The organism is Agromyces sp. Y782 (genome assembly GCF_059445405.1).
Map to the genome: position 1 here is coordinate 1,333,092 of NZ_JCAIUG010000001.1, position 19,508 is coordinate 1,352,599.

Below are 19,508 nucleotides of genomic sequence, written 5' to 3' on the forward strand. Positions count from 1 at the left end.
TCTCGTCATGTCTCTCGCACTCGCAACCGCTCCCGTCCGCACCGTCCAGGCCCGCACGGCACCGTCGCTGCCGGCCGCCCCGACGATTCCGTCGCACACCCCCTCCGCTCCGCTCCGCTCAGTCGCCGCGGCTCCCCGAGCCGCCGCCCCGGCGGCGGATGCCTCGGCCGACGCCGCCCGCGCACCGCGGGTTCGGGCCGTGCCCGAGGGCACCGAGGCCCGCGGCTTCGTGCTCTACGTCGGCATCGATGAGGCCAAGGCACTCGCCGACGGCACGACCCTGCACCGCATCGTCGAGGCGCTGCGCACGCTGACCGCCGAGGTCGCACCCTCGGCCGAGACCTACGCCGCGGTCGCACTCGCCCCCGAAGCCGCGGGTGGCCGCGACGTCGACGTCGTGCGGCTCGCCCTGCAAGACCCCGCCGCGCTCGCCAAGCAGCGCGAGGATCAGGACACCCGCGACGACGTCGACCGCCACCCCAACGGCGTCATCATCGACATCTCGCGCAAGCGCGTGCTGCTCGACGGCGAGGCTGCCGGTCTCACGTACAAGGAGTTCGAGCTGCTGCAGTACCTCGTGCTGCGTGAGGGCCGCACGATCGACCGCCACGAGCTCATCGACAACCTGTGGGACGCCGACGACGAAGCGCCGAGCGAGCGCACGATCGACGTGCACGTGCGGCGTCTGCGCTCGAAGCTCGCGCACTATCAAGACATCGTGCGCACCGTGCGCGGCGTCGGGTACCGCTTCGACCGTCACGCCGACGTCTCGATCCGCCAGGCGTCGACCCCCTCCCCCGACCTGTACTGAACGGGTCAGCCGACGCGCACCCAAGTACCTGGGCAAGGCGATATCGCGGCTGGCCGACGGGTCGCTTTCGTACTCGCGAGACGGATCCTTCAGGAGACGGTCAGTCGGCTACGTGAGATTCGGTGGAAAAAGCGCGACTGCCTCATCGATCAATTCGCCAAGCTGACCGACGGGGATGACGCCGCAGTTGACGAGACCGGCGAGGCCTTGGAGGGTGGCGAGGAATACCAATGAGACTCGTTCCGGTTTCCGGCCCCGCAGCAGTTCTTGGGTCTCGTTGCGTTGGAACACTTGCAGAATCGGCGCAAATGCGGCCTCGGCATTCTGGCCCACAGCTTCACTGTCTGCTCCGTGTTTGTGAGCGAACATCAGCTCGACGAGGTTCGCCTCGGAGGTCGCGAAGTCGAGGTAGACGCGGGCGATTGAACGAATCTGTTCGTGAAAGTCGGACGATGTCTCGACAGCTTCACTCAGCCGGGAGCCGAGCCGAACGAAACCCTCGACAGCCAGGGCATCGAGAAGTTCTTGCCTGCCGGTGAAGTACCGGCGCGGGGCAGCGTGGGTGACGCCGATCGTCGCGGCCAGTTCGCGTAACGACAGTTCAGAGACTCCCCGCTCGCGCACCACCTTCGCCGCTTGATCCAACACGGCCCGACGAAGGTTGCCGTGGTGGTACGGACGAGAAGAAGTCACATGTGCAGTCTACCGACTATGTATCCGTTGACAAGATTGTATCCAGTGGTTACATTAACGTCATGCCTCAATTGACCTCTCCTTCTCAGATACCGGATCAGACCGGCCGCACCTTCATCATCACGGGCGCCAACAGCGGGATCGGCCGCGCTGCGGCTGCCGCGCTGGCAGACAGAGGAGCACGGATCGTCCTCGCGGTCAGGGACCAGGACAAGGGCCGAGCGGCAGCCGCCACGATCGATGGCGAAGTCGAAGTCCGCCCCCTAGACCTCGCGTCACTTGCGTCGGTTCGGGACTTCGCCGCCGGCGTGGACGGCAGTGTGGACGTGCTCATCAACAACGCCGGCACGATGACCGACTCGCTACAACTCACCAAGGATGGCTTCGAGATCCAGTTCGGGGTCAATCACCTCGGGCATTTCGCGCTGACGAATCTCTTGCTGGACCGCGTCACGGACCGAGTCGTGACCATCTCGTCGTCCGCATACCGCACCGCGCGGATCGACTTCGATGATCTGCAGTGGGAGCGGCGAGCGTTCAAGCCGTTCGGCGCCTATGGACAGTCCAAGTTGGCGAACCTGCTGTTCACCGTTGAGCTGCAGCGCCGCCTGACCGCTGTCGACTCACCGGTGATCGCCACCGCCGCCCATCCCGGCTGGGCGTCTACCGGATTCCGGATCACGAGCGGCAACCGGGCGTTCGATGTCCTGTCCGCGATCAGCACGCCTCTGCTCGCCCACGGCCCCGAGGGCGGCGCGCTTCCCACTCTGTTGGCGGCGGTCGGAGACGTGGGCGGCGGCAGCTTCTCGGGGCCGAGCCGCTTCGGCGGAGTCCGCGGACCGGCCGCGGTGGGTGCGCCGTCCGCTGCCGCACAGGATCCAGACACGGCCAGACGGCTTTGGGAAGTCTCCGAACAGCTCACTGGAGCACGCTTCCCTCTCAGCACCCGGTCGGTCGCCTCAGAGTAGGAGTCACGCTGTCAGCTCGGATCACCGCTCGTTTCCTTCGCGATCCGGTAGCGCGGGAGCCCGCGAGTACGGAACCCTGACCCGGCTCGATGATCCGGCCCTGGCGATCAGCGGCGACGAAGCGAAAGTCGACCCCGACGGCGCGCCACAATCAGAAGCAGCACTGTCGCCACCGAGCACACCAAGACGGCGATGATGCTGGCTTCCGGTCCGAAACTTCCCCCTGAGAGCCATGCCGGCCCGCTTGTCACGGCGGTGACAAGGGAGTCGCGCGCCTCGGAGCCGGACGTCACGGTGCCGAAGATGCCCACCGTCGCAAAGTTCCAGCCGAAGTGCAGGCCGATCGCCAACCACAGCGACCCGGTGGCGAGGTAGGCAGCACCCAACATGAGTCCGGCTTCGATCGCAATCACAACCGCACCCCAAAGCGAGGCGCCCGGATTGAGCAGATGAACGAGTCCGAAGATGATCGCCGAGGCGCTGAGCGCCACGACTGCGCCCCATCGACCTTGGATGAGGCGGAACACGACTCCCCGGAAGAACACTTCTTCCGAAACGGCGACCGCGCACATCGTTCCGGCGACGGCCAGCGCACCGGCGATCGACCCCCAGCCGGTGATAGTGTACGCACCGAAAAGGGCGAGGATGCCGACGGTCACCGCTGACAGGGCCAACCCGACCCCCGTCCCGATCAGCAGATGACGGGTAGCGCCTTTCGGCGCGAGATCTGTCACCTGGCGACGTTCGACGCGCCGGCCTGTCCAGATGTACAGGGATGCCATCGCAATCGCCAGGGCTGGACCGATGATGAGCGCCGCCACAGGGTTGTGGAGCTCGGTGGCGATGGAGTTCGTGACGAGCATCGCCACGGCGAAGCCGACGACGACAATGGTCGTTTTGATCCAGGATCGAGTTCGAGGTCCCTCGCTCCTGCGCTTGGCTGATGGCTTGAGATCCTGCGTGGACTTCGTCATTCCTGCTCCTTATCCCCTACTCGATTTCGGGGTGTGAGCATGACGTTACGGCGGTCGCGAATACGGCGAATCCCACGAGGGTGGACACTTGGGATCCCTCGCTCGGGGGACCCAAGTGTCATGGAGATCAGCGATCCGCGCGGAGAATCAGGACCAGGTAGCGAGGCCCGTTCTGTGCGCGAGTACGACAGCCTGCACCCGATCGCGCACGTCGAGCTTCGTCAGGATGCGTGACACGTAGGTCTTCACCGTCTCGTGGCTGATGACGAGCTGTGCAGCGATCTCTGCGTTCGACTGTCCATCGGCGATGAGAGTCAGCACTTCGCGTTCGCGTACGGTGAGTGCTTCAAAGGTCGAACGGTCCTGCGCCGAGGGCCGCAGCCGGTCACCGTAGCGTCCGATCAACGATCGCGTCACTGCCGGCGCGATCAGGGAGTTGCCCGCGGCAACAGTCCGAATGCCCGCCGTCAGCTCGGCGGGCCTGGCGTCTTTCAGCAGGAAGCCGCTCGCGCCCGCGCGCAGGGCGTCGTAGACGAGCGAGTCCAGCGAGAACGTCGTGACCACGAGCACGCGCGCCGCGTCCTGGACCTGCGGCCCCGCTATTCGTCTCGTCGCTTCGATCCCGTCGAGAACCGGCATACGGATGTCCATCACAACGACGTCCGGGTGCTCGCGACGGGTGACCCGGACGGCTTCTTCGCCGTCTGCCGCCTCGCCGACGACCACGAGATCGGGCTGAGCATCGATGATGGTGACGAATCCGGTGCGCACGAGCTCTTGGTCGTCGCAGACGACGACACGGATGGGCATCCTCGTCGAGTCCGCGCTCATATGGGAAGCCGCACGCGCACCACGAACCGATCGCCGACCGGTTCGGCCTGCAGATCGCCGCCCACGAGTTCCACGCGCTCACGCATCCCGATGATCCCCCGACCCCCCGATATCGAAGCCGCACTCTTGCGGCTGCGGCCGGAACTGACCACTTCAATCAGGATCTCACGTTCGCCGTATTCGATCGCCACCGTTGCCGCACCGTCACGCGCGTGCTTCATCGCATTCGTGAGGCTCTCCTGCACGACCCGAACGACCACGAGTCCTGTGGCCCCTGCCAATGGTCGAGGCTCGCCACGCTCCACGAGTTCGACCAGCTGCCCGGCCGAGCGGGTCCGGGCGACGATGTCGCCGACCTGCTGCTCGGCTGGCGCACGCGTGATCTCAGCATCCCCCTCGAGAGCCCCGAGCAGACTACGGAGGTCGACGAGCGTCGTTCTGCCCCCGTCAGCGATGGATGCAAGGAGGTCCAGCGTCCCCTGATCGAGCTTCTGACGAAACTGTCCGGCCTCGGCCTGCACGACCATCGCCGTCACATGATGAGTGACCACGTCGTGCAGCTCGTGTGCGATGCGCGCCCGTTCGGCTGTGATCGTCTCCCGTTCAGCTCTCTCGGTGCGGCTGCGACGCAAAGCGGCCTGCGATCGGAGCCACGAGCCGAAGACCCACAGGGCCGCCAGAAGCGCTCCGAAGACCAGTGCGTCCAGCACGGTGAGTGCGGCGTCGAGCGTGATCAGCGCCGCGACGAGAGCGACGTAACCGCCCAGGGCGAGCATCGGAGTCAGCGTCCGGTGCCGCTCGACCAATGCCCCTGCGCCCACCAGGGCAACGAGCAGACCGAGGGCAGCGAACGTCGTGGGGAATCCAAGCAATTGGTACGCCGAGAACGCCGAGAAGGTCAGAGCCAAGGACCAGTGCGGCCATCGGCGCAGAAGCGCGACTGCGCCTCCCTGGATCACGATGAGCGATGCACCGAGCAGATCGAGCGGTCGATCGGGCGACCCGGCCAGCTCAAGCCCCTGCTGCGCCACACCCGGCACGAACGACAAGCCGACGAGAACGACGGCGGACAGTACGTCCCACTTGACATGAGTCAGGAGAAAGCGAACGACCCACATCCTTGCATCGTACGCGGATGCTCGGAGGGGTCTTGGCAGCTCTCGGCGGCCGAACCCGACGAATTCGAAAAATAACAGAACGATAACTAGCGCCTGTTACCGATCCGTTATATATTCGGAAGTGCGCCGACTGTTTGCTGTGGCAGGCGGCGTGGAATGTGATTGCAGGACACTCTTGGTGCAAGGGAGAGGGCCGGTCGTCAGCCTCTACGACCGGCCCTCAACCGTTTCCTCCTGCGGTTCCCTATTGTGGAATGAACCACAATGAAGGGAACGGGCATGGCAGATCGCGCGATCACCGTCGCCGCATGGGAGTCGCTGTTCCGTGCGCAAGTCACGATCATGCGTGCACTCGCGGCCGACTTCCCGAGCGAGATCATCTCGCTCAACGAATACGACGTGCTGTTCAACATCACGCGCGCACCCGGCCGTCGGCTGCGCCTGAAGAACCTGAACAGCAACGTGCTCATCACCCAGCCGAGCGTGAGCCGGCTCGTCGACCGGCTCGCGTCACGCGGACTCGTGGCGAAACTCCACGACCCGAGCGACGGCCGTGGCACGATCGTCACCATCACCGAAGAGGGATTCGCCCTCTTCCGACGGGTCGCGATCACGCACATGAACTCGATCAATCGGGTGTTCGGCGACACCCTCACCGAAACCGAACTGCACGCGCTCGCCGAACTCTGCAACCGACTCCGCCTCGACATCGACCAGAAGCAGCCCGCCGAAGCCGCGGGATGACGATACGGCGGCGCAGCCGAGTCGGCCGGCGTCGCAGCTCGGCGGCTGAGTGACAGGATGACGGTGGGGCGGGAACCCTACCTCCCGCCCCACCGCGGTCTCCTAGGGAGACCCTCCCGCCGAGCGACCCGAACCGAGCCCGGCGAGATTCTCCCCGGGCGATCGGGCGGTCGCTCGATCACGCGACTCGCCGTTGCAGTGCGAGAAGGTCGGTCGGGTCCGACTCGGGTCTGCTCGAATCGTAGCTGCCAGAAGGGAGCACGGATACTGCCCCGATTGGGGGGTCAACGCCGAGTCGATGCCGTGTCTTGACGGCGAACCCACGAGTCACGGCCAGTCGACGGATGCCTCGTACTCGTCGTGTCGTCGAAGGTACGCGGCGATGAACGGACACTCCGGCACGATGCGCTCACCCCGCTCGACGGCGTCGTCGAGCGCGAACTTCGCAAGCCTGCCGCCGAGGCCGCGACCCTCGAACTCGGGCAGCACCACGGTGTGAGTGAAGACGATCACGCCGTCTCTGCGCCGGTACTGTGCGAACCCGGCGCGTTCCCCACCGAACGTGAGTTCGTAGCGGTGGCGGTCGTCGTTGCGGACGATTTCGACGATGTCGTTACCCATGGCGCGACTCTACTCGACCGGTCCGACCGGTCCGACCGGTCCGACGGTTGCGCCTGCTTCGCCGGAACCCGCGACGCCGACGCGCAGGGCCCGGCGGCGGCCGAAGAGATCGAGCGGACGACAGTCGAGGAGATCGCGACGCGCGGCGAGGGCGAGGGCGATGACTCTCACTCCACCTGATCCGCAACGGCGCGGAGACTCCTCGTGACGCGCTCGAGACCTGGAGCGTCGACTGGCGTCCGGCGCGAGGAACGGAGCCCGGTCGAGTGCGCACGGCCGGGCGCCCAGGTCGCGGGTGACGGCGACGGATGCCTCGGGCGGGAGCCGCGACATCCGCTGATCGTTGACCTCGCTCGTGCACGGTCGCGGTCGCCACGACGAGGGCGATGAGCCACGCGAACACCAGGGTGAAGGCGACGAGTTCGAAGACGGTGAGGTTGAAGATGCCGAGCTGGTCGTAGGACACCATCGCGGCGGCCTCGATCGCGAGCGAGACGTAGGAGAAGCACACGAACACCCGTGGCATGCGCGACGCAAAGATCTGCACCCCGACGCACAGCAGCGCGAATGAGGCGGCGGCCCCGAGCGCGAAGGCGTTGTGCAGGTCGGTGGCACCGTTGATCGGCACCAGGCCGACACCCATGAGCCCCACGCCGACGAGTGCGATGAGCGTCTGCATCGCGGCGCGAGCCCCCGCCCGCAGACCGAACGGCCCGTGCGCGAGTGCACGGGTGAGCGAAGCCGACAACCCCGCCATGCCGAGTCCCGACACGACGATGGCCACGTTGAAGCAGGCGGCAGCGAGGTCGTTCGATGTACCGAGGGTGCTGAAGTTGCGCGTCCACCATTCGCCCGTCGGCGTGATGCTCATGCTCGCGAGGCTTCCGGCGGCGAGCAGCATGGCGACGAGGTTGAACGTACGGTAGGCCTCGTGCTCGATGGCATGGCGGTGCAGATGGAACGTTCCGACACCGAACACGACGCCGAGTACCACTCCGGCGAGCCGGTGTCCACCGGGAAGCCCGTCGAACGCCGCGGCGGTGAAGTGCACGGCGAGCATGGCGATCGCCGCCCAGGTGAGCCCGTTGGAGAGCGAACGGCCCTGCGGCGTCAATACCGGCACGCCCAGGTGAGCGACGCCCGCGAGCCCCGCGCGCGACGCCGATGCGATGACCAGTGCCGCACCGACGGCGGCACCCCCGGCGAGCGCCGGCATCATCCAGATCATGTCGACCGCGTGCTCGCTGCTCGTCGGCGAGAATTGCGGGTCGAGCGCACGGTAGAGCACGATCGACACGGCCATCGCGATGAGCAGGGCGTAGACACGACGCGTGAGCGACGCGACACGGCGCGAACGCACGCCTCTGGGCCGAACGTGCCCCCCACGCTCGGCATTGCCGGAACTCTTCGTACGCTGGCGCATCAGCATCATCCGGTACAACGAAGCCGGGTCGGACCCGACGCGCACACCCCTCATATCCGAACTCTCGATCACGGGACTCAGATGTGCAATGAGCCTACGCGCCGCGCCGCGCCGCCGTCACCCGATCGACATGCCGCACACACCGATACTCAGCGAAGTCCCAGCAAATGGCAGGGTTGCGCTGAGCACATCCATAGCTCGCAAGATGCACGAGGGGAAACGCTCGGGAGATGCACGATGGGAAACGAAAACGGCCCGCTTTCGCGAGCCGCCACGCCTCTGCGAACAGAGATACTGTCTCAACCAGTGTGCGCCCGGAGGGATTCGAACCCCCAACCTTCTGATCCGTAGTCAGATGCTCTATCCGTTGAGCTACGGGCGCATGGGATGTCGCCTGCGCTTCGTTCGCGATCAGGCAACCACGTAACTCTAACGCACGGGTTCGGATCGCGCCAATCGACCGGCGCATGCCGGAAGCTCCGGCTGCGGGCTTGCACGACGACACCGTCAGACGAAGAACAGGTCCGTCGTCGGGCGTCTCAGCCGCCCGAGTGCTCGGGCCGCAACACATCGAGCGCGCTCACCTGCCGGCGGTTCGCGACCTGCCGATACGAAGTCTCGATGAGCTCGACGATGAGACCCCAGTCGGTGCCCGGCGGGTCGAGGTCGACCGCGACCCAGCGGTTGCGGTCGTAGTAGGGCGGCCCGAAGAACCGCTCGTCTTGCACGAGCGCGAGGTGCTCGTCGGGGTCGGTCTTCAGCACGATCGAGAAGGGTCGCTCCATCGAGGCGCTCACGTGCACGAAGATCGGTTTCGCGGCCCTGAAGGTCGGCCGACCCCATGCCTCGACCTCGACCGCTTCGGGCAACTCGAGGCAGACGGCGCGCACGCGTTCGACGAGCGGATGCCGCGGGTCGACGACTCGGGGATGCTCCACCTCGCCCACGCTACGCCGCACCGCCGACAGCGCGCGAGCCGCGGCATCCGTTCATCGCACCTACTACCCCTTGACGGCGCCGCCGAGGCCGGCCGAACGCAGGAACACCCCCTGGAAGACGAGGAACAGCGCGACCGGGATGAGCGTCGAGATCGCGAGCGCGGCGAGGAAGACGTCGAGCTCGATCGAGCCCTGCACGGCCGGCAGCCGCACCGAGAGCGGCTGCACCGCGGGGTCGGGCAGCACGAGCATCGGCCACAGGAAGTCCTTCCAGGCCGCGATGATCGCGAAGACCGAGACGACGCCGAGGATCGGCTTCGACATCGGCAGCACGATCGACCAGAACAACCGGAACGGGCCAGCGCCATCGGTGCGCGCCGCCTCGAACACCTCTCGCGGGAGGGCGTCGAAGAAGCGCTTGACGAGCAGGATGTTGAACGCGTTCGCCGCGGCCGGCAACCAGACCGCGAGGTAGTTGTTGAGCAGCGACACGTCGCCGAGCAGGGGCGGGTTCACGATCGTGAGGTACAGCGGCACGAGAAGCACGACGGCCGGGATGAACATCGTCGCGAGGATCGCACCGTTCAGGATCGGCCCGTACTTCGGTCGCAGCACCGACAGTGCGTACCCGGCGGTCGTCGCGACGAGCAACTGGAAGAACCAGGAGCCCGCCGCGATCACGATGGTGTTCCAGAAGAACTGGTCGATGTGCACCTCGACCCATGCAGCCTGCAGGTTCGCCCAGTCGATGCCGTTCGGCCAGAGCGCGAGGGGCTGGCGCAGGGTGTCCTGCGTCGGTGTCACCGCCGACTTCGCGAGCCAGAGCAGCGGGCCGAGGCCGACGATGACGAGGCCGGCGAAGAGCGCGAGGTGCACGCCGCTCATGCCGAACTTCACGCTGCGCTTCTTGCGCTCGTACTCCGAGACGATTCCGCGGTCGCCTTGGTCGTCGTCGGTTCGCTTGGGCCCGCGGGGCTTCAGGGAGAGACGGGGCAGACGGATGTCCCGTGCGGTCGTCGTCATGAGGCGCTCCAGCGGTTCGTGAGCTTGAAGTAGAGCCAGCTGAGGAGGGCGAGCACGATCGCGAGCATCACGCTGAGCGCCGTCGCCTCGCCGTAGTCACCGCCGAGACTGTTCTGGAACGCGTACCGGTAGATGAGGAGCAGGACCGTCACGGTCGCGTTGTTCGGCCCGCCGCCGGTGAAGAGGTACGGCTCGAGGAACACCTGCGCTGTGCCGATGATCTGCAGGATCAGCATGATGAAGAGGATGCCGCGCAGTTGCGGCAGGGTCACGTGCCAGATCTTCTTCCAGATCGACGCCCCGTCGACCTCTGCGGCATCGTAGAGCTCGGGCGGCACCGCGAGCAGCGCGGCCAGGTAGATGATGATCGATCCACCGGCCGCCGCCCACGTCGCTTCGAGCACGAGCGAGGGCATCGCGGTCGCCGAGGACTGCAGCCACGGCTGCGGCGGGATGCCGACCCAGCCGAGCACGGTGTTGAAGAGCCCGGTCGGGCTCGCGTCGTAGAAGACCTTCCAGAGCAGCACTGCGACGACCGGCGGTACGACCACCGGCAGGTATGCGAGCGCACTGTAGAGTCCCTTGGCCCGGCGCACCTCGCTCATCAGCACGGCGACGAAGATGGGCAACGGGAAGCCGAAGACGAGCGCGAGCCCCGCGAAGTAGAGAGTGTTCGCCACGGCGGTGCCGAGCAGTGGGTCGCTCAGCACGTTGACGAAGTTGTCGAGGCCGACCCAGACGGGCGGGTCGAGCAGGTTCGTCTTCTGCAGGCTCATGATGACCGACGCCGCGATGGGCGACCAGCTGAAGATCCCGAACACGAACAGCATCGGCGCGAGGAAGACGAGGGTCGAGAGACCGCCGCCGCGCACCCAGGTGCGTAGGTTCCTCGGGCGCTTTCGGTGAGTGGATGCCGCAGCCGGCGCGTCCTTGTCGGCGGCCGGTGCCGCGGTGGGCGGTTTCGCGGTGAGGGTCATGTGGATTCCTTCATGAGGGTCGCTGGTCGAGGAGCGCGAAGCGCGTATCGGGACTCGGGGGTCTCGATACGCGTCCGACTTCGTCGGGCGCTCCTCGACCAGCGGTCGGGGTCACTCGTCGAGCAGGGCCTGCGCCTCGGTGTTCGCGGTCTCGAGGAGCGCGTCGATGTCGGCGTTCTGGTCGGTGAGCACCGCCTGCACCACGGGGTCGAGCAGTGCGTAGATCTCCTGCGTCTTGCCCTTCGGCTCACCGACGGGCGTCTGCTCCCAGATGCCGTCGATGAACGGGGTCATCTGGTCGCGCGGCACGTTGATGAACGGCTCGATCCAGACGAGCGACTGCTCGTAGGCCTCGCGGTTCAGCACCGGCAGGAGCGGGGTTCCGACGGCCTGGTCGCTCGCGGCGAGTGTCTCGGCGTCGAGCACCGCTGCATCCTCGGTCAGGAGCTTCTGCATGTAGTACCAGTCGATCCAGGTCACCGCCGCGGCCTTGGTCTCGTCATCGACCGTGGGGCTCACGACCGCGATGTCACCGCCGCCGAGCGTGCCGCCGCCGTCTTCGACGGGAATGACCGTGAGGCCGTAGTCGTCGGGGTTCAGCGAGAAGTCGCGCACGAGGGCCGTGTAGATGTCGGAACCCGTGGTGTACATGCCGATGTTGCCGGCCGCGAACTCCTGGTTGATCGAGCCCCAGTCGAGCAGGAAGTTCGACCCGAGCGAGTTGTCCTCCCAGCGCAGCGTCTGCAGGAACTCGAGCGCAGCCTTCGTGCCGTCGTTCGCGATCGTCGACGTGTAGGTGCCGTCGCCGTTGTCCTCCTGCGTCGAGCCGCCACGTGCGACGGTGGCGGCCGTGAGCTGCCAGCCGCCCGTGTTGTTCTGCGTCATCTGCATGTACCCGGCCTTGCCGGTCTTCTCGGCGATCGTCTTCGCGGCCGCACGGACCTCGTCCCACGTGGTGGGCGGGCTGTCGGGGTCGAGCCCGGCCTCCTCGAAGAGCGTGCGGTTGTAGTGCAGGCCCATGGCGTAGGCCTGGCGCGGAAATCCGAAGATGCGCCCCTCGGAGTCGGTGACGCCGTCGAGGATGACGGGGTTGAAGCTGTCGGTGTAGCCGAGCTCCTCGATCTCGTCGGTCACATCGGTGAGCTGGCCGTTCTCGAGCAGCGTCTTCGAGTCGGTGAAGGGCACGGTGAACACGTCGGGGAGGCTGCCGCCGGCGAGCTGCACGGCGAACGTCGGCCCTTCCCACTCGTACTCGACGCCGATGATGTCGATGTCGGGGTTGAGCTTCTCGAATTGCTTCTCCTGCGCTTCGAACGCTTCGTACGCTGCGGCGTCGGCGCCGGGCGGGAACGTGGCCACGCGGAGCTCCGTCTTGTCGCCGTCGGTGCCTCCGGAGCTGCAGGCGGCGAGTGCGCCCACCATCGCGAACGCGGCGATGCCGGCGATCACGACCTTTCTTGGTGACTTCATTGTCCAGTCCTTTCGGTGCTGTGTTCAGGTGTGGTGAGGTGCAGTGCCGCGACGTGGTGAGCGCTGCGGCCTCGACGGTCAGGCGGATCGGTGGAGCCAGACCGTGGAGTCGGGAGGGAGCAGCCCGCCGACGAGCGGGGTGCTCGAGAGCAGGATGCTCTCGTGTTCGGGCAGGGCGACCGCATCGCCGCCGAGGTTGGTGACGTTCACGAAGTCGTCGCCACGCTGGAAGGCGATCACGTCGGGTTCGCTCTCGAGCCAGGTGAGCGAACCGTCGCCGAGCGCGCGCTCACGACCACGGATGCGCAGCGCTTGGCGGTAGAGCCAGAGCATCGAGCCCGGATCGGCCTCCTGCGCTTGCACGGTCAGCGCGGCCCAGTCAGCGGGCTGCGGCAGCCATGGGCGAGCGGATGCACCGGCGGGGCTGAACCCGAAGGGCGCCTCTCTGCCGCGCCAGGGCAGGGGCACGCGGCATCCGTCGCGGCCGGGGTCGACACCGCCTGAGCGGAAGTGCATCGGGTCCTCGAGCACCTCGCGGGGCAGCTCGGCCTCGGGAAGGCCGAGCTCGTCGCCCTGATAGAGGTAGAGCGAGCCGGGCAGAGCTGCGGTGAGCAGCGCGGCGGCACGGGCGCGGCGAGTGCCGAGCTCGAGGTCGGTGGGGGTGTCGAAGCGCTTCTTCGCGAACGCGAAGCTCGAGTCCTCACGGCCGTACCGCGTGACCGGGCGGGTGACGTCGTGGTTCGAGAGCACCCACGTGCTCGGGGCGCCGACCGGCGCGTGCGCGGCGAGCATGAGGTCGATCGAGCCGCGCAGCTCCGCGGCGTCCCACTGCCGCGACATGAAGTCGAAGTTGAAGGCCGTGTGCATCTCGTCGGGGCGGAGGTAGGCCGCGAAGCGGGCGGCATCCGGAACCCAGACCTCGCCGACGAGCACTCGGGTGCCCTCGTAGGAATCGGCGATGCGCCGCCATGAGCGGTACACCTCGTGCACCTCGTCGCGGTCTTCGGTGGGGTGCTGCCCCGGTGCGGGCTGTTCGGGAACCTCCGGCAGTGACGGGTCCTTGATGAGGAGGCCGGCCGAGTCGATGCGCACACCGGCGACGCCGCGGTCGAACCAGAAGCGCAGGATGTCCTCGTGCTCGCGGCGTACGTCGGGGTGGTTCCAGTTCAGGTCGGGCTGCTCGGGGGTGAAGAGGTGCAGGTACCACTCCCCCGGCGTGCCGTCGGGGTTCGTCGTGCGGGTCCACGTGTCGCCCTGGAAGTTCGAGACCCAGTTCGTGGGCATCTCGTCGCCGTTCGTGCCCTTGCCCGGGTGGAACCAGAAGCGCTCGCGCTCGGGCGAGCCCGGGCCGGCATCGAGGGCCGCCTGAAACCACGGGTGCTCGCTCGAGATGTGGTTGGGCACGACGTCGATGATCGTGCGGATGCCGAGTTCGAGTGCCTCCGAGATGAGAAGCTCGGCGTCTTCGAGGCTGCCGAAGGTCGGGTGGATGTCGCGGTAGTCGGAGACGTCGTAGCCGCCGTCGGCGAGGGGCGATGGGTACCAGGGGTTGAACCAGAGGGCGTCGACGCCGAGTTCCTTCAGGTAACCGAGCCGGCTGCGCACGCCGCGAAGGTCACCCGTGCCGTCGCCGTCGGAGTCGGCGAAGCTGCGCACGTAGACCTGGTAGATCACGGCGCTGCGCCACCAGAGGGGGTCGGGCGCGACGGTTGCCGGAACCGTCGTGGCGTCCGTGAGGTGCATGGTCACGCTGCGGGTCTCCTCGTGTCGACGGGGTGGCGCGCGACGTCAAGGAGACGACGGCGTCTTGCACGTCAACGTAGTGAGAGCAACAGAATGATGCAACTATTCGACAATTCAGCAAAAGTTTGCGATGCCTTGCGTTGAATTGCGGCACCTACTTGCCGAATTCACGCAAGCGGGGTGAAGCGGGCTCAGCGCCGCACGGGCGCCGTCGAGCCGCGCACCACGAGCTCGGGGGCGAAGAAGACCTCGTCGCCGATCGCCCGTTCGCTCGACATCTGCCGCATCAGCAGATCGATGATCGTCTTGCCCATCGCCTCGATCGGCTGCCTGACCGTGGTGAGCGGCGGCTCGGTGCACGCCATGAGCGCCGAGTCGTCGTAGCCGATCACCGAGACGTCGTCGGGCACTCGCAGCCCGGCCCGCCGCACCGCCCGGATCGCACCGAGCGCCATCGGGTCGCTCGCACAGACGATGCCGGTGACCCCGGCCGCGAGCAGTTTCGTCGCCGCCGTCTGCCCCGACTCCAGTGAGTACAGCGAATGCACGACACGGTCGTCGCCGAGCTCGATGCCGTGCCGCTCGGCCATGCGGAGGGCGGCCTCGTGCTTGCGCCGCGAGGGAATGTGGTCGCTCGGCCCGAGCAGGATGCCGATGCGCTCGTGCCCGAGCTGCACGAGGTGCCCGAAGGCCTGCTCCATCGAGGTCGCGTCGTCGCACGAGACCGTCGCGAAGCCGATCCCGTCGACCGGCGCACTCACGAGCACGGTCGGCAGCTTCAGCTCGCGCAGGCGCTCGTAGTGGTCGTGGTTCGCGTCGGCCTGGGTGTATGCCCCGCCCGCGAAGATCACCCCCGACACCTGCTGGTGCAGCAGGAGCTCGACGTAGTCGGACTCGGAGATGCCACCGGCGGTCTGGATGCAGAGCACCGGCGTGTAGCCGTTCTGGGCGAGCCCGCCCCCGATCGCCTCGGCGAGCGCGGGGAAGATCGGGTTCTGCAGCTCGGGCATGACGAGTCCCACCAGCCGCGCCCGCTCGCCGCGGAGCTTCGTCGGACGCTCGTACCCGAGCACGTCCAGCGCGGTGAGCACGGCGTCGCGTGTCGACGCCGAGACGCCCGGCTTGCCGTTCAGCACCCGGCTGACGGTGGCTTCGCTGACTCCGACCTTGCGCGCGACATCCGCGAGTCTCCTCGACATGCCCGCCATGCTACGGGAGGCCGCGCAAGAACTCGACAAACGATCGGATGCCGCGGCACACCGTCTCTACGAGAACTCGCTCGCGATCTGGCACCTGACGCCCGCGCCTTTTCTGTGCCGCGGGGCGCACGGCGGCTAGAGTGCGAACATGGGCAAGCTCATCTACAACTCCTCGTCACGTGAGATCGAGATCGACGATCGCACCCTCGCCCACTTGCGCGTGGCGATCCTCAACAAGCTCCGTCGCTCCGAGAGCTTCGCCATGACCTGGGAGCACGGGGTCGAGAACGGCAGCGGCCGCACGACCATTTGGTTGCACGAGTCCATCCCGCTGCAGTTCGTCTTCAGTGGCAACCGGCCGCCCGTGCTGAACCGGCTGTGGATCGAGCAGCTGCTGCTCTCGGCCAACAGCACTGCCGGCCTGCACTTCGTGCCCGAACCCGATGAGAGCGAGCAGGTCGAGGGCGAGTAGCCGATTCGCCGAGCGCACGGTCGTTCGGGCGAACGACCCGGCGTCAGTCGACCGGTTCGATCTGCGTGCGCACGTAGTCCTGCTCGGCCGGTGACAGCCGAACCGGTGCCGGCGCCTCCGTGAGCTCCTCGATCTCGCGTGCCGTCTGCACGTCGAGCACGCCGTCGAGTTCGGCGAGCACTCGGTGCTTCGCCACGATCGAGAGTTGCGGCCACCATCGTTCGATCAGTGCGAGCGGCCGCACCTCTACCGGCTGCTGTGTGTTCTCGGCCATCGTTGCCTCCCGTTCTCCGCCCCTGTGAAGCGGGCGGCTGTGCGCGCTCAGGTCGGCTGCGACTCCTCGTTGCCGGACTCGACTTCTTGCACGTCGACCTCTTGCACGTCGACTTCTTGAACGTCGACTTCTTGAACGTCGACGCCGACCTGCACCGGCTGGTCGGGGTTCATCGGGATCGGGTCGGTGTCGAGATTCTCGGGCACGAGCCGGACACCACCGGTGCTGTTCGCCGAGCGCATCAGGGCTTCGATCCACTGGCGGCTGAGCTCGGGCGCCACGGGTTCGTCGAACACGAAGCGCAGCGGGATCGAGGCGTGCAGCCAGAGCGTACTCCGCCCGCGAGGCTGATCATCGTTGTGCTGCCACGAAAGCGTGAACGACTCTCCTCGGCGGAGCTTGGTCGTGATGGCGACTTTCAGGTGCGCGAGGGCACGGTCCTCGATGCCGATCGGGGTACCGGAGTCGCCGTAATACAAGGTTCCCACGCCACCAGCATACGACGTCGGCACGCAGAACGGGCGACCCGAAGGCCGCCCGTACTGATGAAGTGCGTCGCGGGTCAGGCCGTACGGTTCCCGCTGATGTAACGAACGAGGAACACGATGACCGCGATGACCGCCAGTGCGATGCCGACCCAGATGAGGAAGTTCAGCGCGGGGACGACGCCGCCCGTGATGAGCAGCACGACTGCGGCGATGGCGATGATGGCGACGAGGATGTTCATGATCTCTCCTTCATATGTTCCGCGCTCGTGATCGACGAGCGCGGCGAGTGGTTCGGTGCCCGACGGGCAGAACCTCGAGACGGGGGTACGCCTCGTGCTCTCGACGCTAGGGAGTGTCACGTGGCGGGGCTAGGGGTTGACCCCCCTTCGCGCCGCGTGATACCTGAAGGCCGCCAGCGGCAGCCGGCCCCGTCGGTGCTGGCCGCGGCTGCACGCCTGTCAATCCCCTGACGCAAACAGTGGAGCGCGCGTACGGTGGCTGTGATCTGAGGAGGTCCCATGACGAACGATCGCCCGACCGATCACCTGAGCAACGATCTGCTCATCGATCCGACGACGAAGCACACGACTGACCGGTTCCCGAAGCAGGAGCAGGAACCACCCGGCCTCACCGAACGGATGATTCCCCTGCCCGATCACGGTGAGCAGAGTTATCGCGGCAATCGACGGCTCGAGGGGCGGCGGGCGCTCATCACCGGTGGTGACTCCGGCATCGGGCGGGCCGTCGCGATCGCCTTCGCTCGAGAGGGTGCGAGGGTCGCCATCGCCTATCTGCCCAGTGAACAGGAGGACGCGGACGAGACCGCGAAATGGATCTCGGATGCCGGATCCGACCCGCTGCTGCTGGCGGGCGACCTCCGGAACGAGGACCACAGCAAAGAGCTCGTCGCTCAGACCCATCAGGCCTTCGATGGCATCGACCTGCTCGTGCTGAATGCCGCCCACCAGCGCGAACGCAGCGGCATCGACACGATTCCGACCGACGACTTCGAGACCGTGATGCGCGTGAACCTCTTCGCACCGGTCTTCCTCGCACGTGCCGCGGTGCCGCTCATGGACGCCGGGTCGAGCATCATCACGACGACGTCCATCCAGGGCTTCGATCCGTCGTCGGCGCTCGTAGACTACGCGATGACCAAGGCGGCATTGGTGGCGTTCACGAAGGCCCTCGCCGAGGAACTCGGACCACGCGGCATCCGAGTCAATGCCGTCGCCCCCGGACCGATCTGGACGCCGCTCATCCCCGCGACGGGCTGGCCCGACGCGCTGCCGGAGTTCGGGCACAACACACCGCTCGGTCGGGCAGGGCAGCCTGCGGAACTCGCCGGCGCCTACGTGTACCTCGCCTCGGACGAAGCGTCGTACGTCTCGGGGGCGATACTGCCCGTCACCGGCGGTCGTGGGCTGTGAGAGGAGACGCACCATGCCAGGACGCAGGAACGCATCGCTGAAGGATCCCGAGCTCTACGAGGAGCTTCGCGACGACGGCGCCTCGAAGGAGAAGGCCGCTCGCATCTCGAACGCCGCGGCGGCGCAGGGCCGCAGCGCGGTCGGCCGCAAGGGCGGCCAAAGCGGCGACTACGAGGATTGGACCGTCGACGCGCTGAAGAAGCGCGCGAAGGAACTCGGCCTCACGGGTTACAGCGGCAAGCGCAAGGCCGAACTCATCTCGGCGCTGCGCAACCACTGACCGCCCGACGCCGATGCCGCGCCTCAAGCGGGTCGAGCCCTACGTCTCACCCGGATTCACTCGGGTCAGGCGGGGGCACGGCTTCGCCTACGTTCACCGCGACGGCGGCGCCGCCGGCCGGGCCGAACGCGCACGAATCGCCGATCTCGCGATCCCACCCGCCTGGCAGGAGGTCTGGATCTCCGACGCTCCGAACGCGCACATCCTCGCGGTCGGTGTCGATGCGGCGAGCCGGCGGCAGTACCTCTACCACCCCGCGTGGCGCGAGCGTCAGGACGCCGAGAAGTTCCTGCGGATGACCGCCCTCGCCGAGGTGCTGCCCAGGGCCCGGCGAACAGTCGCTCGTGACCTCGCGCTCGACGGACTGCCTCGCGAGCGGGTGCTCGCCGCTGCCTTCCGCACCCTCGACCTCGGCGCCATCCGCATCGGCTCGGAGGAGTCGCTCGCCGGCTTCCGCAACCGCGGCCTCACGACCCTGCTCGTGCGCAACGCCGTGCTCGACGACCGCGAGACCGTGCGGTTCCGTTTCCGCGCGAAAGGCGGCCTCGCACAAGACCTGCGGGTGACGGATGCCTCGCTCGCCGCGTTCGTCGAGCGAGCGGGCGAACGCTCGGCCGCCGCCCGTCTCTACGCCTGGTCCGCCGGGCGGGCGATGCGCGCCGCAGTACCGGTCGACGTGAACGACGACATCCGTGACCGAACGGGCGGCGACTTCACCGCAAAGGACTTCCGCACCCTCAGGGGCACCGTCGCGGCGGCGGACCGCCTCGCCGAGCTCGGGCCGGCGGCGACCGCCCGGGCTCGCACCGCCGCGATCCGCGAGGCGATCGAAGAGGCATCACGCGTGCTCGGCAACACGCCCGCGATCGCTCGGGGCAGCTACGTCGACCCGCGGGTGCTCGTCGCCTATGAGCAGGGGGCTGTCGTGGCATCCGGGGCGAATCGCGAACGCCGACTGCTCGAGCTGCTCGGGCCGGCGGGCGACGACGACGCCTGACGGATGCACGACGGCGGCCGTCGGTGACCAGCCG

General features: G+C 67.3%; 22 protein-coding genes, 1 tRNA gene and 1 pseudogene. 8 read left to right on the forward strand and 16 right to left on the reverse strand.

Going from position 1 to position 19,508, the window contains the following annotated elements; genetic code table 11:
* Positions 1 to 7 precede the first annotated feature (7 nt).
* Positions 8 to 811: a winged helix-turn-helix domain-containing protein gene (locus tag AC1C2S_RS06165; RefSeq protein WP_495351649.1), complete on the forward strand. Its 804-nt coding sequence runs from the start codon at positions 8 to 10 to the stop codon at positions 809 to 811.
* 108 nt (positions 812 to 919) lie between these two features.
* Here the strand turns inward: AC1C2S_RS06165 and AC1C2S_RS06170 are convergent, their stop codons facing one another.
* Entirely contained in the window at positions 920 to 1,504 is a 585-nt protein-coding gene (locus tag AC1C2S_RS06170; protein WP_495351650.1) for a TetR/AcrR family transcriptional regulator, read from the reverse strand.
* Between the two features lie 62 nt (positions 1,505 to 1,566).
* Between AC1C2S_RS06170 and AC1C2S_RS06175 the strand changes: the two genes are divergently transcribed.
* On the forward strand, positions 1,567 to 2,472 hold the full coding sequence (locus AC1C2S_RS06175) for an oxidoreductase (protein WP_495351651.1): 906 nt from the start codon (positions 1,567 to 1,569) through the stop codon (positions 2,470 to 2,472).
* Positions 2,473 to 2,579: 107 nt separating this feature from the next.
* On the opposite strand, the gene AC1C2S_RS06180 is transcribed toward AC1C2S_RS06175, so the two are convergent.
* The 3 genes from AC1C2S_RS06180 to AC1C2S_RS06190 all read right to left on the reverse strand — a co-directional run bounded on the left by AC1C2S_RS06180 (position 2,580) and on the right by AC1C2S_RS06190 (position 5,395).
* Positions 2,580 to 3,446, reverse strand: coding sequence for a CPBP family intramembrane glutamic endopeptidase (locus tag AC1C2S_RS06180; protein ID WP_495351652.1), 867 nt, complete (start codon positions 3,444 to 3,446; stop codon positions 2,580 to 2,582).
* Positions 3,447 to 3,593: 147 nt separating this feature from the next.
* Complete coding sequence (locus AC1C2S_RS06185) at positions 3,594 to 4,277, reverse strand: response regulator (RefSeq protein WP_495351653.1); 684 nt, start codon at positions 4,275 to 4,277, stop codon at positions 3,594 to 3,596.
* Complete coding sequence (locus AC1C2S_RS06190) at positions 4,274 to 5,395, reverse strand: sensor histidine kinase (protein ID WP_495351654.1); 1,122 nt, start codon at positions 5,393 to 5,395, stop codon at positions 4,274 to 4,276. Before AC1C2S_RS06190 ends, AC1C2S_RS06185 begins: the two co-directional genes overlap by 4 nt.
* Before the next feature lie 279 nt (positions 5,396 to 5,674).
* Between AC1C2S_RS06190 and AC1C2S_RS06195 the strand changes: the two genes are divergently transcribed.
* Positions 5,675 to 6,139: a MarR family winged helix-turn-helix transcriptional regulator gene (locus tag AC1C2S_RS06195; RefSeq protein WP_495351655.1), complete on the forward strand. Its 465-nt coding sequence runs from the start codon at positions 5,675 to 5,677 to the stop codon at positions 6,137 to 6,139.
* Between the two features lie 327 nt (positions 6,140 to 6,466).
* Here the strand turns inward: AC1C2S_RS06195 and AC1C2S_RS06200 are convergent, their stop codons facing one another.
* The 9 genes from AC1C2S_RS06200 to AC1C2S_RS06240 all read right to left on the reverse strand — a co-directional run bounded on the left by AC1C2S_RS06200 (position 6,467) and on the right by AC1C2S_RS06240 (position 15,533).
* On the reverse strand, positions 6,467 to 6,760 hold the full coding sequence (locus tag AC1C2S_RS06200) for a GNAT family N-acetyltransferase (protein WP_495351656.1): 294 nt from the start codon (positions 6,758 to 6,760) through the stop codon (positions 6,467 to 6,469).
* Positions 6,753 to 8,120: a hypothetical protein gene (locus AC1C2S_RS06205; protein ID WP_495351657.1), complete on the reverse strand. Its 1,368-nt coding sequence runs from the start codon at positions 8,118 to 8,120 to the stop codon at positions 6,753 to 6,755. The genes AC1C2S_RS06200 and AC1C2S_RS06205 overlap by 8 nt, the downstream gene beginning before the upstream one ends.
* A 372-nt stretch (positions 8,121 to 8,492) precedes the next feature.
* Positions 8,493 to 8,565, reverse strand: a tRNA-Arg gene (locus AC1C2S_RS06210).
* 157 nt (positions 8,566 to 8,722) lie between these two features.
* Positions 8,723 to 9,121, reverse strand: a complete 399-nt coding sequence (locus AC1C2S_RS06215; protein WP_495351658.1) for an MmcQ/YjbR family DNA-binding protein — start codon at positions 9,119 to 9,121, stop codon at positions 8,723 to 8,725.
* A 63-nt stretch (positions 9,122 to 9,184) separates the two neighbouring features.
* Complete coding sequence (locus AC1C2S_RS06220; protein WP_495351659.1) at positions 9,185 to 10,144, reverse strand: carbohydrate ABC transporter permease; 960 nt, start codon at positions 10,142 to 10,144, stop codon at positions 9,185 to 9,187.
* Positions 10,141 to 11,121, reverse strand: coding sequence for a carbohydrate ABC transporter permease (locus AC1C2S_RS06225; protein ID WP_495351660.1), 981 nt, complete (start codon positions 11,119 to 11,121; stop codon positions 10,141 to 10,143). Before AC1C2S_RS06225 ends, AC1C2S_RS06220 begins: the two co-directional genes overlap by 4 nt.
* Before the next feature lie 111 nt (positions 11,122 to 11,232).
* Entirely contained in the window at positions 11,233 to 12,591 is a 1,359-nt protein-coding gene (locus AC1C2S_RS06230) for an ABC transporter substrate-binding protein (RefSeq protein ID WP_495351661.1), read from the reverse strand.
* Between the two features lie 78 nt (positions 12,592 to 12,669).
* Positions 12,670 to 14,334 carry a glycoside hydrolase family 13 protein gene (locus AC1C2S_RS06235; protein ID WP_495353204.1) on the reverse strand — a complete coding sequence of 555 codons (1,665 nt, stop codon included), beginning with the start codon at positions 14,332 to 14,334 and terminating at the stop codon, positions 12,670 to 12,672.
* 191 nt (positions 14,335 to 14,525) lie between these two features.
* Positions 14,526 to 15,533 (reverse strand): LacI family DNA-binding transcriptional regulator, encoded by a 1,008-nt coding sequence (locus tag AC1C2S_RS06240; RefSeq protein WP_495351662.1) that lies wholly within the window; start codon positions 15,531 to 15,533, stop codon positions 14,526 to 14,528.
* Between AC1C2S_RS06240 and AC1C2S_RS06245 the strand changes: the two genes are divergently transcribed.
* Positions 15,532 to 15,672, forward strand: coding sequence for a hypothetical protein (locus tag AC1C2S_RS06245; RefSeq protein WP_495351663.1), 141 nt, complete (start codon positions 15,532 to 15,534; stop codon positions 15,670 to 15,672). The genes AC1C2S_RS06240 and AC1C2S_RS06245 overlap by 2 nt on opposite strands.
* A 9-nt stretch (positions 15,673 to 15,681) precedes the next feature.
* Positions 15,682 to 16,005 carry a DUF7882 family protein gene (locus tag AC1C2S_RS06250; RefSeq protein WP_495351664.1) on the forward strand — a complete coding sequence of 108 codons (324 nt, stop codon included), beginning with the start codon at positions 15,682 to 15,684 and terminating at the stop codon, positions 16,003 to 16,005.
* A gap of 43 nt (positions 16,006 to 16,048) precedes the next feature.
* Here the strand turns inward: AC1C2S_RS06250 and AC1C2S_RS06255 are convergent, their stop codons facing one another.
* From AC1C2S_RS06255 to AC1C2S_RS06265, 3 genes and pseudogenes are all read right to left on the reverse strand, one after another.
* Positions 16,049 to 16,279, reverse strand: coding sequence for a hypothetical protein (locus AC1C2S_RS06255; protein ID WP_495351665.1), 231 nt, complete (start codon positions 16,277 to 16,279; stop codon positions 16,049 to 16,051).
* 188 nt (positions 16,280 to 16,467) lie between these two features.
* A pseudogene (locus AC1C2S_RS06260) lies at positions 16,468 to 16,767 on the reverse strand (DUF7882 family protein); the annotation flags it as partial.
* Positions 16,768 to 16,841: 74 nt separating this feature from the next.
* Positions 16,842 to 17,006, reverse strand: a complete 165-nt coding sequence (locus AC1C2S_RS06265) for a hypothetical protein (protein WP_495351666.1) — start codon at positions 17,004 to 17,006, stop codon at positions 16,842 to 16,844.
* Positions 17,007 to 17,285: 279 nt separating this feature from the next.
* Between AC1C2S_RS06265 and AC1C2S_RS06270 the strand changes: the two genes are divergently transcribed.
* From AC1C2S_RS06270 to AC1C2S_RS06280, 3 genes are read left to right on the forward strand one after another with little or no spacing between them, the layout of a single operon-like run.
* Positions 17,286 to 18,197, forward strand: a complete 912-nt coding sequence (locus AC1C2S_RS06270; protein ID WP_495351667.1) for an SDR family oxidoreductase — start codon at positions 17,286 to 17,288, stop codon at positions 18,195 to 18,197.
* A 13-nt stretch (positions 18,198 to 18,210) separates the two neighbouring features.
* Positions 18,211 to 18,477, forward strand: a complete 267-nt coding sequence (locus tag AC1C2S_RS06275) for a DUF7218 family protein (RefSeq protein WP_495351668.1) — start codon at positions 18,211 to 18,213, stop codon at positions 18,475 to 18,477.
* Between the two features lie 13 nt (positions 18,478 to 18,490).
* Positions 18,491 to 19,474, forward strand: coding sequence for a DNA topoisomerase IB (locus tag AC1C2S_RS06280; RefSeq protein ID WP_495351669.1), 984 nt, complete (start codon positions 18,491 to 18,493; stop codon positions 19,472 to 19,474).
* Positions 19,475 to 19,508: the final 34 nt, after the last annotated feature.

Bases quoted from the DNA above. Each gene is read 5' to 3' on its own strand.
- AC1C2S_RS06165 (WP_495351649.1), top strand. From the start codon at position 8: ATGTCTCTCGCACTCGCAACCGCTCCCGTCCGCACCGTCCAGGCCCGC.
- AC1C2S_RS06175 (WP_495351651.1), top strand. From the start codon at position 1,567: ATGCCTCAATTGACCTCTCCTTCTCAGATACCGGATCAGACCGGCCGC.
- AC1C2S_RS06180 (WP_495351652.1), bottom strand. From the start codon at position 3,446: ATGACGAAGTCCACGCAGGATCTCAAGCCATCAGCCAAGCGCAGGAGC.
- AC1C2S_RS06185 (WP_495351653.1), bottom strand. From the start codon at position 4,277: ATGAGCGCGGACTCGACGAGGATGCCCATCCGTGTCGTCGTCTGCGAC.
- AC1C2S_RS06190 (WP_495351654.1), bottom strand. From the start codon at position 5,395: ATGTGGGTCGTTCGCTTTCTCCTGACTCATGTCAAGTGGGACGTACTG.
- AC1C2S_RS06195 (WP_495351655.1), top strand. From the start codon at position 5,675: ATGGCAGATCGCGCGATCACCGTCGCCGCATGGGAGTCGCTGTTCCGT.
- AC1C2S_RS06200 (WP_495351656.1), bottom strand. From the start codon at position 6,760: ATGGGTAACGACATCGTCGAAATCGTCCGCAACGACGACCGCCACCGC.
- AC1C2S_RS06220 (WP_495351659.1), bottom strand. From the start codon at position 10,144: ATGACGACGACCGCACGGGACATCCGTCTGCCCCGTCTCTCCCTGAAG.
- AC1C2S_RS06225 (WP_495351660.1), bottom strand. From the start codon at position 11,121: ATGACCCTCACCGCGAAACCGCCCACCGCGGCACCGGCCGCCGACAAG.
- AC1C2S_RS06230 (WP_495351661.1), bottom strand. From the start codon at position 12,591: ATGAAGTCACCAAGAAAGGTCGTGATCGCCGGCATCGCCGCGTTCGCG.
- AC1C2S_RS06235 (WP_495353204.1), bottom strand. From the start codon at position 14,334: ATGCACCTCACGGACGCCACGACGGTTCCGGCAACCGTCGCGCCCGAC.
- AC1C2S_RS06245 (WP_495351663.1), top strand. From the start codon at position 15,532: ATGCCCGCCATGCTACGGGAGGCCGCGCAAGAACTCGACAAACGATCG.
- AC1C2S_RS06240 (WP_495351662.1), bottom strand. From the start codon at position 15,533: ATGTCGAGGAGACTCGCGGATGTCGCGCGCAAGGTCGGAGTCAGCGAA.
- AC1C2S_RS06250 (WP_495351664.1), top strand. From the start codon at position 15,682: ATGGGCAAGCTCATCTACAACTCCTCGTCACGTGAGATCGAGATCGAC.
- AC1C2S_RS06255 (WP_495351665.1), bottom strand. From the start codon at position 16,279: ATGGCCGAGAACACACAGCAGCCGGTAGAGGTGCGGCCGCTCGCACTG.
- AC1C2S_RS06265 (WP_495351666.1), bottom strand. From the start codon at position 17,006: ATGAACATCCTCGTCGCCATCATCGCCATCGCCGCAGTCGTGCTGCTC.
- AC1C2S_RS06270 (WP_495351667.1), top strand. From the start codon at position 17,286: ATGACGAACGATCGCCCGACCGATCACCTGAGCAACGATCTGCTCATC.
- AC1C2S_RS06275 (WP_495351668.1), top strand. From the start codon at position 18,211: ATGCCAGGACGCAGGAACGCATCGCTGAAGGATCCCGAGCTCTACGAG.
- AC1C2S_RS06280 (WP_495351669.1), top strand. From the start codon at position 18,491: ATGCCGCGCCTCAAGCGGGTCGAGCCCTACGTCTCACCCGGATTCACT.